Source organism: Streptomyces sp. NPDC047108, from assembly GCF_040643575.1.
Lineage (GTDB): Bacteria > Actinomycetota > Actinomycetes > Streptomycetales > Streptomycetaceae > Streptomyces.
In genome coordinates, this window is the sequence record NZ_JBEYUP010000004.1 from 219857 (window position 1) to 233554 (window position 13698).

Genomic DNA, 13698 nt, shown 5'->3' on the forward strand with positions numbered 1-13698 from the left:
GCCCCGGGCCCCTCGCGCCCCGTAGACTCGACCTTTGGCACCTTCGGCCAGTTCGGCCGCCCTGCCACCGAGCGCGGGCCGCGCCAGCAGCTATCGGAAACACGGGAAGAGATGTCGGCACCCAATAAGTCGTACGACCCTGTCGAGGTCGAGGCACTGAAACCGGAAGAGATCGCTCGCATGCGGGACGAGGCGCTGGCCGCCATCGCCGCCGCCGACGGTCTCGAGGCCCTGCGCGAGGTGAAGGTCGCCCATGCCGGCGACCGCTCGCCGCTCGCCCTCGCCAACCGCGAGATCGGCGCCCTGCCGCCGCACGCCAAGGCGGACGCGGGCAAGCGCGTCGGCGGCGCCCGCGCCGAGGTGGGCAAGGCCCTCAAGGCGCGCCAGGAGGAGCTGGAGGCGGAGCGCGACGAGCGTGTGCTGGTCGAGGAGGCGGTGGACGTCACGCTGCCGTACGACCGCACTCCCGCCGGCGCCCGCCACCCGCTGACCACGCTGATGGAGCGCATCGAGGACGTCTTCGTGGCCATGGGCTACGAGGTCGCCGAGGGCCCCGAGGCCGAGGCCGAGTGGTTCAACTTCGACGCCCTGAACTTTCCGCCGGACCACCCGGCGCGCGCCATGCAGGACACCTTCTTCGTCCAGGGCCCCGACCCGGAGGCGGACTCCGGTGTCGTGCTGCGCACCCACACCTCCCCGGTCCAGATCCGCTCGTTGCTCGACCGCGAGCCGCCCGTCTACGTGGTGTGCCCCGGCCGGGTCTTCCGTACGGACGAGCTGGACGCCACCCACACCCCGGTCTTCCACCAGGTCGAGCTGCTCGCCGTCGACGAGGGCCTGACCATGGCCGACCTCAAGGGCACCCTCGACCACATGGTCCAGGCGCTCTTCGGCGAAGGCACGAAGACCCGGCTGCGGCCGAACTTCTTCCCCTTCACCGAGCCGTCCGCCGAGATGGACATGGAGTGCTACGTCTGCCGCGGCGCGTCGGTGGGCGACCCCGACCGCCCCTGCCGCACGTGCAACAGCGAGGGCTGGATCGAGCTGGGCGGCTGCGGCATGGTCAACCCGCGGGTGCTGACCGCCTGCGGCGTGGACCCGAAGAAGTACAGCGGATTCGCCTTCGGGTTCGGCATCGAACGGATGCTGATGTTCCGCCACAACGTCGATGACATGCGAGACATGGTCGAGGGTGACGTGCGCTTCACCCGGCCTTTCGGGATGGAGATCTGATGCGGGTCCCGCTTTCCTGGCTGCGGGAGTACGTCGACCTGCCGGCCGGTGAGACCGGACGTGACGTACAGGCCAAACTCGTGGACGCCGGGCTCGAGGTCGAGACCGTCGAGCAGCTCGGCGGCGGGCTCAAGGGCCCCCTGGTCGTCGGACAGGTGCTCACCATCGAGGAGTTGGAGGGGTTCAAGAAGCCCATCCGCTTCTGCACGGTCGACGTCGGTCCCGCTGGGGGCACCTCCCAGGCCGGAGGCTCTGGGGGAGGCACGGGCGAGCCGCAGAACATCGTGTGCGGCGCCCGGAACTTCGCCGTCGGCGACAAGGTCGTCGTCGTGCTGCCCGGCGCCGTCCTGGCCGGTGACTTCAAGATCTCCGCGCGCAAGACCTACGGCAGGACCTCCGAGGGCATGATCTGCTCGGCCTCCGAGCTGGGTATCTCCGAGGATCACGACGGGATCATCGTCCTCCCGCCCGAGCACGAGGTCGGCACGGACGCGATCGAGCTGCTGGAACTGGTCGACGAGGTCCTCGACATCGCCGTCACCCCCGACCGCGGCTACTGCCTGTCGATGCGCGGTGTGGCCCGTGAGGTGTCCACCGCCTACCGGCTGCCGCTGCGCGACCCCGCACTGCTCGACGTCCCGGCGCCCAACGAGTACGGCTACCGGGTCAAGATCGAGGACCCGCAGGGCTGCGACCGCTTCACCGCTCGTACGGTCACGGGGCTCGACCCGGAGGCGCGCTCCCCGATCTGGTTGCAGCGCCGGCTGCAGAAGGCCGGGATGCGGCCGATCTCGCTGGCCGTCGACATCACCAACTACGTGATGCTGGAGCTCGGTCAGCCGCTGCACGCCTACGACCGGTCCCGGATCGACGGGCCGATCGGGGTGCGCCGCGCGATCCAGGGCGAGAAGTTCACCACGCTGGACGGGGCCCACCGCGCCCTGGACCGCGAGGACTTGGTGATCACCGACAACTCCGGGCCCATCGGGCTCGCGGGCGTCATGGGCGGTGCGAACACCGAGATCGCCGACACCGCCACCGACCCGGAGACGGGCGAGGCGCAGGGCACGACCGACGTCGTGATCGAGGCCGCGCACTTCGACCCGGTCGCCATCGCCCGTACGTCCCGCCGCCACAAGCTGTCCTCCGAGGCGTCCCGGCGCTTCGAGCGCGGCGTCGACCCGGAGGCGGCGGCCGCGGCCGCGCAGCGGACGGCCGATCTGCTGGTGCTCCTCGCGGGCGGTACCGCCGAGGCGGGCGTCACCCAGGTCGTCACCCCGGCCGAGCCCAGGACCATCACCATCCCCGCGGACCACCCCGACCGCGTCGCGGGCGTCCGCTACGGGCGGGAGACGGTCGTCCGCCGCCTCCAGGAGGTGGGCTGCGACGTCGCCGGGCAGGACGCGCTCCTCGTCACGCCGCCGAGCTGGCGCCCCGACCTCCGCGACCCCAACGATCTCGCGGAGGAGGTCATCCGGCTCGAGGGCTACGAGAACCTGCCGTCGACGCTGCCGCGGCCGCCCGCCGGGCGCGGCCTGACCGAGCGGCAGCGGCTGCACCGCCGGGTCGGGCGTGTGCTGTCCGGGTCGGGTTACGTCGAGGCGCTGAACTACCCGTTCATCAGCGAGGCGGTCTTCGACCAGCTCGGGCTCGACGCCGACGACCCGAGCCGCCGGGTCGTGAAGCTCGTCAACCCGCTGTCGGACGAGGAGCCCGCGCTCCGTACGACGCTGCTGCCGGGGCTGCTCGCCGCGCTGCGGCGCAACCACGGGCGCGGCGCGCACGATCTGGCGCTCTTCGAGACCGGGCTCGTCTTCCGCGCCGGTGAGAAGCCGGGCCGCGCGGCGATCCCCGCCGTCGACCGGCGCCCCGCGGAGGAGCAGATCGCCGAGCTGGACGCGGCGCTGCCCGGTCAGCCGCGGCACGTCGCGGTCGCCCTCGCCGGCGCCCGCGAGCAGGCCGGCTGGTGGGGCAAGGGCCGCCCGTCCGACTGGGCGGACGCCGTCGAGGCGGCCCGTGCGGTCGCCCGCGAGGCCGGGGTGGACCTCGTCGTGCGCAAGGCCCAGTACGGGCCCTGGCACCCCGGACGCTGCGCCGGGCTCCATGTGCGGACCGCCGATGGCGAGACCCAACTCGTCGGCCACGCGGGCGAGTTGCACCCGCGGGTGGTCAAGGCCCTGGGCGTCCCGGAGCGCACCTGCGCGATGGAGCTGGACCTGGACCGCCTGGAGGGCGCGATCGCCGGACCGGTGCAGGCGCCGTACGTCTCCACCTTCCCGGTCGCCACGCAGGACGTCGCGCTCGTGGTGGACGCCGGCGTCGCGGCGTCCGATGTCGAGGCCGCGCTGCACGAGGGCGCGGGTGAACTCCTGGAGTCGCTGCGGCTGTTCGACGTCTTCACCGGTGAGCAGATCGGCGAGGGCAAGAAGTCGCTGGCGTACGCGCTGCGCTTCCGCGCCCCGGACCGTACGCTCACGGTCGACGAGGCCACCGCGGCGCGTGACGCGGCCGTGGCCGCCGCGGCCGAACGGGCGGGTGCCACGCTCCGCGGAGCGTAGACGGCCCGCGCACCGCGCGCGCACGACCACAGGGGCGCCCCCGGACGACCGGAGGCGCCCCTGTGTCATCGCCTCACCACCCCGGGGGGTGTGGATCGGCGTGCGGATGCGGGCAGTTGGGGGGCGTCCGATGCCACGCGCACACCGGGCACACGGGTGAGGGAAGGGTGATCACCGGAGCGCCGCACCCCTTCGAGCTGAGGTGATTGGTAGATGTAGGCCCGTACCGCCCACGCGGAGGAGAGGGCAGCCATGGCCGCAGCGACATCACGCCGTCCGGCGTACCGGACCGGCGACGGCACCGGACCGCAGGGTTCCGCGTCCGCAGTCGTCGACGAAGCCCCGCGGCGCGCTCCACGCTGCGAACTCCTCGCCGTCATCGGCTCGTCGGGCCCGATGCGTACGGCGCTGCTGACGGCGCTCGCGGAGCGGCCCTGGCCGCGGGACGCCGCCGAGGAGGCGGGGGAGGGGCACCGGATCACCGTGGTGCACCGCCGGGGTCCGGAGGCGCCCGACCCGCAGGCCCGTCTCGCGGATCTGCTCGCCGGAGCGGATGAGGACGCTCTCGCCGTCACCGGCCTGGTGGCGGCCGAGGGATCCGCGCACGGCGGGGCAGAGCACGGCCCGTCGCCTCACACGCGGTACGAACACCTGTCCGCGGCCGACCAGTTGGTCGTCGCGCTGGCTCTGGCCGTCGCCGGCCGGCCGGACGCGGTCGTCGTGGATGCCGCCGACGAGGGGCTCGACGCCACCGGCTGCCACCGGGTCTGGTCCCGGCTGCGCCGGGTCGCCGAGGCGGGGACGACGGTCGTCGCCGCGTCCGACTCGGCAGCGGCCGCCGGGCTCCACGCTCACCGCACGGTGCTGCTGCCGGCGGTGCGCGGCATCGGCGCCGGGGGTGGCGCCCGCGTACCTCTGCACGGCTGAGCGGGGCGGCCGTTCTGCGCGGATGCACGGCCGGGCCCCAGGAGCCGTGACGTCGTCGGTGTCCGACCCGTACCTCAACGCGTCCTGGTGGGGCTGTGGTTGGCCCCTGGGCCTCCGGCACCGGGCGTGGGTCTCCGGCACCGGCTGTGGGTCTCCGGCACCGGCCGTGGGCCGGGCGCCACGCAGCCGCGTACGTTCCGGCCCGGCAGTCGGAAGCCCGCGGTTCGGGCCCCCGGGGCGTGGTCAGCCGGCGGTCGGGCCCCGCGGATCGCGGTCGGGCCCGCGGGGCGCGGTCAGCCAGGCGCCCGCTGTCAGGTCCGCGGGTCGCGGCGCGCCGCCATGTCGCCCATCGCGCGCCCGAGCGCGGAGCGACCGGGGATGCGCAACTTGCGGTAGGCGCCCGTCAGATGGGTCTCCACCGTCCGCAGGGACACATGGAGTCGCGCCGCGATCTCCTTGTTGCTCAGCCCCTGTACGGCCAGCGAAGCCACCCGCTCCTCACCGGCCGTCAGCGGCGAGGCGTCCTTCGGCGACCGGTACGAACCGCGTCCTCCGGCCTCGAGCAGTCGCTTCTGCACGCGCTCGGCCAGCAGCGCGGCACCCGAGCGGACGGCCAGGTCCAGGCCGCGCCGCAGAGCGGTCCGTGCTCCCTTCCTGTCCTCCCGGGCGAGCAGCGCACCCCCGTACGCGTGGAGGGTGCGGGCGAGTTCGAGGTCTGCCGGTGTGCCGTCGAGCACTCCGACCGCCTCGGACAGTTGCTCCAGGCCGCGCCGGCCGCCGGTGGCCAGTCCCGCGCCGCGCAGGGCCACACCGAGGGCGCGGGGGATCCCCGCCCGCCGGGCGAGGTCCAGCTCGCGGTCGATCAGGGCCTGCGCATCCCCGGGCGCGCCCATGGTGAGCAGGGCACGGGCGGCGCGTGAACGCCACGGGCCGAACACCGGGTTGACGGTGCCCGCCGCCTCCCAGTGCCGCCCCGCCTGGAGCGCCAGCGACAGCCCGGCCCGGGTGTCGCCCTGCGCCGAGCGCAGGGACGACAGGCTCATCAGGAAGCGCGGCCACTCCCACGAGACCTCGGCGGGGTCCGCGGCGGCATGGGCGCCCGCGATGCGGTCGGCGGCGGTGAGGTCCCCGCGTTCGACGTGCGCGTCGATCATGATGGCGTCCAGGGCTGTCCTGAACGGGAGTTCACCGTCCGACCTGGTCCGTTCGTACGCCGCACGGGCGGCGGCCGCGGCGTGGTCGACATCGCCCCGGCAGAGCGCGATCCCCGCCCGGTAGACGAGGAGCGAGGATCCCATCAGCGCCATGCCCTGCCCCGCGGTCTCCCGCATGAGCCGGTCGCAGAGCGCGTCCGCCTCGTCGAGACGGTCCAGATGGAGCAGGGACTGGGCGACGGTGTAGTGCAGGGGGAACAGGTCGGGGGAGAAGGTGGGCAGGTTCACCGAGGCACGGTCCGTCAACTCCGCCACGTAGGCGGCGGGTTCGGCCGCGCGCAGCGTGTCGAAGGCCCGGATCGCCAGCAGTTGGCGCTCCGCCGGTGTGACGCCCGCGGGCTCGGTCTCCCGGCCGCGGGCCCCCGCGGCCGGGAGATGCCCGCGCCCGCGGCCGTCCGCCGCGTCCCTGTCCGCGCCCGTGTCCGTGTCCGCGCCCGTGTCCCTGCCCGTGTCCGTGTCCGTGTCCGCGCCCGTGTCCGTGTCCCTGGTGAGCGGAACGGCAGGCCGTACCGAGGGGTGCTCGAACGCCAGCCACCAGCTCAACGCCCGTATCCGGAGCCGGGATTCGCGGGGCAGGGACGTCGATTCCGCCAGCGTCCGTAGCTCCTTCGCCAGCCGGCCCGGCGCCGGCGCCTGCCCGTGCCCACCGCGCGCCAGCAGATGCGCGAACGTCAGGACGCCCACCGCCTCGCTCCGGGCCGCGTCGTCGGTCAGGCACTCCAGGGCCGTCGTGCCGTACGACACCGCCAGCGCGGGGTCGTAGTACCCCGCCGCGGTGGCCAGGTCCAGCAGGACCCGCGCCGTTTCCGCGCCCTCGTCCGGCTGGTGCACGGCGTGGCGCAGATACGTCACCGCGGTCTCGGCGGCGCCCCGGCGCAGCGCGTCGTCGGCCGCGCGGCGCAGCACCGGAAGGGCCCACCGCCCCTGTACCGGGCCCGCGGCCAGCAGGTGCGCCGCCACCTCCTCCTCGCGGCCTCCGCTGAGGTGCAGGACACGGGCCGCCCGCGCATGGGCCTCGCCGACCTCCTGCGGTGTCCACTCCGCGAGCACCACATCCCGTACGACGGGATGGACGAAGCGCATGTCCTCGCCGTCGCGCAGCAGCCCCGACGCCTGCAGCCGCGCCGCCGCAGACCTGATCACGGCCTCGCCCGTACCGCAGTACGCCGCGAGCAGCGCCGCCGGCTTGCGGTCGCCCAGCATCGCCAGCCCGCGGGCCAGCTGAGCCGTGTCGCCCGTTCCCTGGCCGAGCCGGTGCCTGATCTCCCGTGCGAGGGCGGGGAGTTGGAAGGTACGGATCCGGTCCCGGTCCTCGCGCGTCGGGCGCACACCGCTGCCCCGCGCGTCGCACAGCAGCGCCCGCAGGAACAGCGGATGGCCGTCGGTCGCCGCGTGGCAGGCCGCGCAGAACGACGGATCCGGATCCGGTACGCCGAAGACCTCGGCGACGAGCTGCTCGACACTGTCGGGGCCGAGCGGGTGCAGGACGAGACTGTGGCACACCGAGGGATGGACGAGCTCGTTGTAGAGGTGGCCGGTGGCGGCCCGGTCGCTGTCGCGCGTGGTCACGGCGACCAGGATCGGCCGGGTCTCGGCCCGGTGGACCAGGCCCACCAGCCAGCGGAGCGACGGTGGGTCGATCCACTGCAGATCGTCGATCGCAAGGAGCAGCGGCCGGGCCCGGGACAGACGGGAGACGAGGGCATCCAGACCGTACAGGGCCTGAGCCGCCTCAGGGCCGGGTCCCGTCCCGCCGGGTGCCCCGGCCCCGGGGGCCAGCAGCTCCAGGGCGGCTTCCTCCGCCTCCTCCAGCAGCGACCGGCTCTCGCCGCCCGCAGGCTGGTCGAAGAGCGGACGGAACAGCCTCCGTACGGTGCCGAAGGCGAAGTCGCGCTCCAGTTCCCGGCAGCGCACGCGCAGCACCCGGAACCCCTGGACGCGGTCGAGCCAGGTGTGCAGCAGCGCCGACCGGCCGCTGCCCGCACGTCCGTCGAGCTGCACCACCCGGGGGCCGGTGGCCGGGACCTCCGCGGCCACGGCATCGAGGCGCGCCAGCTCCTCCGCGCGCCCGACGACCGGCCAGTCCGCGCCGGCGGGACGGGCCCCGCCCGGCGCGGCGTGGCCCGGGTGGGCACGGCCCGAACCGTCCGTGGGATGCCTGCTGCTCATCCGGCGTTACCTCCGTCTTCCGGAGAGCCAGACGACAGCGCGAAGAGCGCGGTTGCCCCGTTTGCCAGACCATTGATGAGTTGTTGCGGAATCGCCGGATCCGGGCGCCCTGGACTGCTTCAGGTACGGCCGTATCGCGGCTGCGGCCGCAGCCGCACCGCCCCCGGAAACCGCCCCCGGAAACCGCCCCCGGAAACCGCCCCCGGAAACCGCCCCCGGAAACCGCCCCCGGAAACCGCCCCTGGAAACCGCCCCCGGAACCCGGAAGCCACCTCGGGGACCGCCCCCGGAACCCGGAGACCGCCCCCGGCAGCCGCAGCCCCCGGGACGCCGTCAGTCGTAGACGTAGAACCCCGAGCCCGTCTTGCGGCCCAGGCGCCCCGCGTCGACCATGCGCTGCAGCAGCGGGGGAGCGGCGTACAGCGGCTCCTTGTACTCCTCGTACATCGAGTCGGCGACCGACGCGACGGTGTCCAGGCCGATGAGGTCGGCGAGCTTGAGCGGGCCCATCGGGTGGGCGCAGCCCAGCTCCATGCCGTTGTCGATGTCCTCACGGCTCGCGATGCCCGACTCGAACATCCGGATCGCGGAGAGCAGATACGGGATCAGCAGGGCGTTGACCACGAAGCCGGAGCGGTCCTGCGCCCGGATCGCGTGCTTGCCGAGCAGGTCCGCGACCAGCTTCTCCGCCCGGGCGATGGTCTCGTCGGACGTCGTCAGCGCCGGGATCAGCTCGACGAGCCGCTGCACCGGGGCCGGGTTGAAGAAGTGGACGCCGATGACCTGGTCCGGCCGGGAGGTGGCCACGGCCAGCTTGACCAGCGGGATGGAAGAGGTGTTGGACGCGAGTATGGCGTCCTGCCGGGTCACGACCTGGTCGAGGATCTGGAAGATCTCGGTCTTGACCTGCTCGTTCTCGACGACGGCCTCGACGACCAGGTCCCGGTCGGCGAACTCCCCCAGGTCCGTGGTGAAGCTCAGCCGGTCCATCGTCGCGTCGCGTTCCTGCTCGGTGATCTTGCCGCGCTTCGCCGCCCTGGCGAGGGAGTTCGTCAGCCGGGTACGGCCGATCTCCAAGGCCTCGCCTGTGGTCTCGGCGACCATGACCTCCAGTCCGGAACGGGCACACACCTCCGCGATACCCGCGCCCATCTGGCCGCAGCCCACCACTCCGACGCGTTCGATGTCGGTCACATCGACCCTTTCGCTGATCTTCTTCGGCTTCAGCCCCAGACGTTACTCCGCACGGGCGGGTGCCGAGGGCCCCGGGGCGGGCATGCTGGGTTCGTAGGGCGGGACTTCCCGGCTCGGAGGGGGCGCGTCATGAGGCATATCTCACGCAGAGGGTTCGCTGCCGGGGCGGCGGGCACGTTGTCCGGGCTGCTGACGGCCGGGGACGCCGTCGCGTACGCGCCCGAGGGGGATGCGGGCGTGATCCGCCGGCCCGGGCGGCAGTTCCGCGGCATGTGGCTCGCGACCGTCGCCAACCGCGACTGGCCCTCGAAGCCCGGGCTGCCCGCGGAACGGCAGCAGGCCGAACTGGTCGGCTTCCTCGACACCGCGGTGCGGCGTCATCTCAACGCCGTGATCTTCCAGGTGCGGCCGACGGCCGACGCGCTCTGGCCCTCCCCGTACGAGCCGTGGAGCCAGTACCTCACCGGACGGCAGGGCGAGGATCCGGGCTGGGACCCGCTCGGCTTCGCGGTGCGCGAGGCCCACCGGCGCGGGCTGGAGCTGCACGCCTGGTTCAACCCGTACCGGATCGCCAACCACGCCGACCCGTCCCTGCTGGTGCCCACGCACCCCGCGCGGCTCCACCCGGAGTGGGTGGTGCCCTACGGCGGCAAGCTCTACTACAACCCCGGGCTCCCCGAGGTCCGGCGCTTCGTCCAGGACGCGATGCTGGACGCCCTGCGGCGCTACCCGATCGATGCCGTGCACTGGGACGACTACTTCTATCCCTATCCGGTCGCCGGTCAGGTCTTCGACGACGACGCGGCCTGGGAGGCGTACGGCGCGGGCTTCCCCGACCGGGCCGCCTGGCGCCGCGACAACACCGACCGCCTCGTCCGCGAGACCGCCCTGCGCATCAAGAAGCTCAAGCCGCGCGCGCGGTTCGGGATAAGCCCCTTCGGGGTGTGGCGCAACCGGACCACCGACCCCGAGGGCTCGGACACCCAGGCCGGGGTGCAGACCTACGACGACCTCCACGCCGACACCCGTGGCTGGGTCCGCAAGCGCTGGATCGACTACATCGTGCCGCAGGTCTACTGGAACATCGGCTTCGCCGCCGCCGACTACGCGAAGCTCGTGCCGTGGTGGTCGGGCGTCGTCGACGGGACCGGTGTGGATCTCTTCGTCGGCGAGGCCCTCTACAAGGCGGGCGATCCGGCGCAGCCCGCGCCCTGGCAGGATCCCGCCGAGCTGTCCCGCCACCTGACGTTCGACCGCAACTGGCCGCAGGTGCGCGGCAACGCGTTCTTCTCGGCGAAGGAAGTGGCCGCCGACCGCAACGGGGCCATGGCCCAGGTGGTCGCCGACCACTATCCGACGCCGGTGCGCCCGCCGCGCTGAGCACGCGGGGCGGGTCGGTCACCGAGGGGTTCGACGGGTGGTGTCCGCCGGACGGATCCGCCTGGCGGACACGGGCCGGAGGACGGGCCCGTCCTGCTGGGCAGGGGCCGGGCCCTGGGCCGCGTCAGCGTCCGGGGCTGGTGTCACCCGGGTGCCGTACGACCGCGTCGGGGCCGGGGGACACCACGCACTCCTTGCCGTCGTCCTCGAAGCGGATCCGGTACGGCGGTTCGCCGTGGTCCCCCATGACTTCGACGATCTTGGCCATGCGGTCGTGGTGCCCGACCGTCCTGCCGTGGACGAGCAGGCTGTCGCCTTTCTTCGCTTCCATCTGCGGTGACCTCCGCTCAGGGGTGCTGCTCAGGGTGCTGCGCCTCTTGTCCCACAGTGTGGTGCTCCGTCCGTCAATTCTAGGGCGGGAGCCGCTTCCCGCACCCCTCCCCGCGGGCCAGGCCGCGGCCCCGTCCGCTGTCAGGAGCGAGCCCGCTGGGTGACCGCGATGCAGACGAGCACGGCCGCGGCCGTCAGCGGGGCGGCGGGTGTGAGGTGCTCGCCCAGCAGCAGGACCGACCAGACGAGCGTCAGGAGGGGCTGGGCGAGCTGGAGCTGGCTGGCCCGCGTCACGCCGATCGCGGCCATGCCCCGGTACCAGATGAGCAGCCCGAGGAACTGCGAGCCCGCGGCGAGCCAGAGGATCCCGGCCACCGCGTGCCCGGTGAGGTCCACGGGCTCGGCGAGCACCGCGAACACGGCACCGGCGAGCGCGGCCGGGAAGCAGGCCACGAGCGCCCAGCCGATGACCTGCCAGCCCGGCAGGTGGCGTGCGAGGCGGCCGCCCTCGGCGTAGCCGGCGGCGCAGATCAGCAGCGCGCCGAACAGATAGAGATCGCCGGTCGTCGGGGCCCCGCCGCTCTGCAGCAGCGCGAAGACGATCACGACCGCGGCCCCGGCGAGTGCGGCGGCCCAGAAGGTCGGCGACGGCCGTGACCCCGTACGGATCGCGGAGTACGCGGCGGTGGTCAGCGGGAGCAGCCCGACGACCACCGCCGCGTGGGAGGTGGTGGACGTCTGCAGCGCCAGTGTCGTCAGCAGGGGGAAGCCGACCACGACGCCGGCGGCGACGACGAGCAGCCCGGCCCAGTGGCGGCGGTGGGGGACCGGGACGCGGCGGGCGAGCAGGCAGGCGCCGGCGATGAGGGCGGCCAGGACGATACGGGACGTGGTCACGGTCCAGGGGCCGAGACCCTCCAGCGCCCACGCGGTGGCGGGGAAGGTGAGGGAGAAGGCGGCGACGGCGAGAGCGGCGAGGAGGGTGCCGCCCGCGGCGTGGGTGCCGTGCGGCGTCTGCCCGGCTCCGGCCGCGGGGCCCGCGAGGCCGGTCGCGGGGCCGGTCGCGGCGGTCTGCCCGGCCGTCGGGGGCTGCCCGGCCACGGCGGCGGTTTCGCTACCTGCCGCTACCGTCACCGTCTCGATAGCGCTATCCTGTGCTCTCATGCAAGAGCGTAGCAGTGTGGGTGAGCTGGCGGAAACTCTGCGGAAAGAGCTGGACCGCTACTCGCATGGGGAGAAGCTGCCGTCGAGCCGGGCTCTGGTGGAGCGCTACCGCGTCAGCCCGGTGACCGTCACGCGTGCCCTGGCCGTGCTCGCGGGCGAGGGGCTCGTCGTCACCCGGCCCGGCGCCGGCGCCTTCCGCGCCGAGCCTCGCCGCGGTACGCCGGAGCCGGGCGACACCTCCTGGCAAGAGCTGTTCCTCAGCGCCGAGTCGGCCTCCGCCTCCGGGGAGCCCATTCCCCGTACGGTCGACGCCTCCGGGGTGCTGGCCACGCTCGCCGCACCGCCGACCGGTGTGATCGAGTTCAACGGCGGCTATCTGCACCCCGCTCTCCAGCCGGAACGGGCCATGGCCGCGGCCCTCGCCCGGGCCGGACGGCGTCCCGGTGCCTGGGGCCGCCCGCCGATGGAGGGCCTGGCGGAGCTGCGCGCGTGGTTCGCCCGCGAGATCGGCGGACCCGCCGGTCACGTGGGCGCCTCCGAGGTCCTGATCACCGCGGGCGGCCAGAGCGCCCTCACCACGGCGCTGCGCGCGCTCGCCCCGCCGGGCGCCGCCGTGCTCGTCGAGTCGCCCACCTACCCCGGGATGCTCGCGGTCGCGCGTGCCTCGGGGCTGCGCCCGGTGCCGGTCCCGGCGGACGCCGAGGGCGTACGGACCGAGCTGCTGGCCGCCGCCTTCCGTGCGACCGGGGCACGGGTCTTCGTCTGTCAGCCCCTCTTCCAGAACCCGACCGGGGCCGCGCTCGCCCCGCACCGCCGGAGCGAGGTCCTGCGGGCCGCGCGCGAAGCGGGCGCGTTCGTGGTGGAGGACGACTTCGCGCGGTGGCTCGGCCACGACGACGCGGGTGAACTGCCGCCGCCGCTGGCCGCGGAGGACCCCGACGGGGTCGTCGTCCACCTCCGCTCACTGACCAAGATCACCTCGCCCAGCCTGCGGGTCGGCGCCCTGGCCGCGCGCGGCCCCGTCCTCAGCAGGCTGCGCGCGATCCAGGTCGTCGACAGCTTCTTCGTCCCCCGCCCCCTCCAGGAGACCGCCCTCGAACTCGTCGGCGCGCCCGCCTGGCCGCGCCATCTGCGCACGGTCCGGGCGGAGTTGCGGGCGCGGCGCGACGCGATGGCGACCGCGGTACGGCGCGAGCTCCCCGAACTGGCCCTCGCGCACGTGCCCTCCGGCGGCTACCACCTCTGGCTGCGGCTGCCGGAGGGCACCGACGAGGACGCGCTGACCACCGCCGGGCTGCGCGCGGGCGTCGCGGTCGCCACCGGGCGCCCGTACTTCGCCGCCGAACCGCCCGCCCCGCACCTGCGGTTGAGCTTCGCGGGCGTGGCGGGTGAGGCCGAGATCGCCGAGGGCGTACGGCGGTTGAGGACCGCGTGCGACGAGGCGATCATCCGCTGAGCGAGGCGGCGGTCCGGAAACACGGCTACCGGCGGCCCGGTCCCCGGTCCGTGAGGCACCCTCACACAACTGC

General features: G+C 74.0%; 9 protein-coding genes. 5 read left to right on the plus strand and 4 right to left on the minus strand.

Going from position 1 to position 13698, the window contains the following annotated elements; all coding sequences use genetic code 11:
* Window positions 1-111 precede the first annotated feature (111 nt).
* The 3 genes from pheS to ABZ822_RS12205 all read left to right on the plus strand — a co-directional run bounded on the left by pheS (window position 112) and on the right by ABZ822_RS12205 (window position 4718).
* Entirely contained in the window at window positions 112-1233 is a 1122-nt protein-coding gene (gene pheS, locus ABZ822_RS12195; protein ID WP_360850998.1) for a phenylalanine--tRNA ligase subunit alpha, read from the plus strand.
* Window positions 1233-3791, plus strand: coding sequence for a phenylalanine--tRNA ligase subunit beta (gene pheT, locus ABZ822_RS12200; RefSeq protein ID WP_360851001.1), 2559 nt, complete (start codon window positions 1233-1235; stop codon window positions 3789-3791). The genes pheS and pheT overlap by 1 nt, the downstream gene beginning before the upstream one ends.
* A gap of 252 nt (window positions 3792-4043) precedes the next feature.
* Window positions 4044-4718: a hypothetical protein gene (locus tag ABZ822_RS12205; protein WP_360851004.1), complete on the plus strand. Its 675-nt coding sequence runs from the start codon at window positions 4044-4046 to the stop codon at window positions 4716-4718.
* Window positions 4719-5029: 311 nt separating this feature from the next.
* Here the strand turns inward: ABZ822_RS12205 and ABZ822_RS12210 are convergent, their stop codons facing one another.
* Complete coding sequence (locus ABZ822_RS12210) at window positions 5030-8101, minus strand: AAA family ATPase (RefSeq protein WP_360851007.1); 3072 nt, start codon at window positions 8099-8101, stop codon at window positions 5030-5032.
* A 333-nt stretch (window positions 8102-8434) separates the two neighbouring features.
* Complete coding sequence (locus ABZ822_RS12215) at window positions 8435-9295, minus strand: 3-hydroxybutyryl-CoA dehydrogenase (RefSeq protein ID WP_360851010.1); 861 nt, start codon at window positions 9293-9295, stop codon at window positions 8435-8437.
* A 129-nt stretch (window positions 9296-9424) separates the two neighbouring features.
* Between ABZ822_RS12215 and ABZ822_RS12220 the strand changes: the two genes are divergently transcribed.
* On the plus strand, window positions 9425-10675 hold the full coding sequence (locus ABZ822_RS12220) for a family 10 glycosylhydrolase (protein WP_360851013.1): 1251 nt from the start codon (window positions 9425-9427) through the stop codon (window positions 10673-10675).
* Window positions 10676-10799: 124 nt separating this feature from the next.
* On the opposite strand, the gene ABZ822_RS12225 is transcribed toward ABZ822_RS12220, so the two are convergent.
* Window positions 10800-11006, minus strand: a complete 207-nt coding sequence (locus tag ABZ822_RS12225) for a DUF1918 domain-containing protein (RefSeq protein ID WP_360851016.1) — start codon at window positions 11004-11006, stop codon at window positions 10800-10802.
* A gap of 140 nt (window positions 11007-11146) precedes the next feature.
* Window positions 11147-12169: a DMT family transporter gene (locus ABZ822_RS12230; RefSeq protein ID WP_360851019.1), complete on the minus strand. Its 1023-nt coding sequence runs from the start codon at window positions 12167-12169 to the stop codon at window positions 11147-11149.
* Between ABZ822_RS12230 and ABZ822_RS12235 the strand changes: the two genes are divergently transcribed.
* Window positions 12168-13625: a PLP-dependent aminotransferase family protein gene (locus ABZ822_RS12235; RefSeq protein ID WP_360851022.1), complete on the plus strand. Its 1458-nt coding sequence runs from the start codon at window positions 12168-12170 to the stop codon at window positions 13623-13625. The genes ABZ822_RS12230 and ABZ822_RS12235 overlap by 2 nt on opposite strands.
* The last annotated feature ends 73 nt before the right edge of the window (window positions 13626-13698 follow it).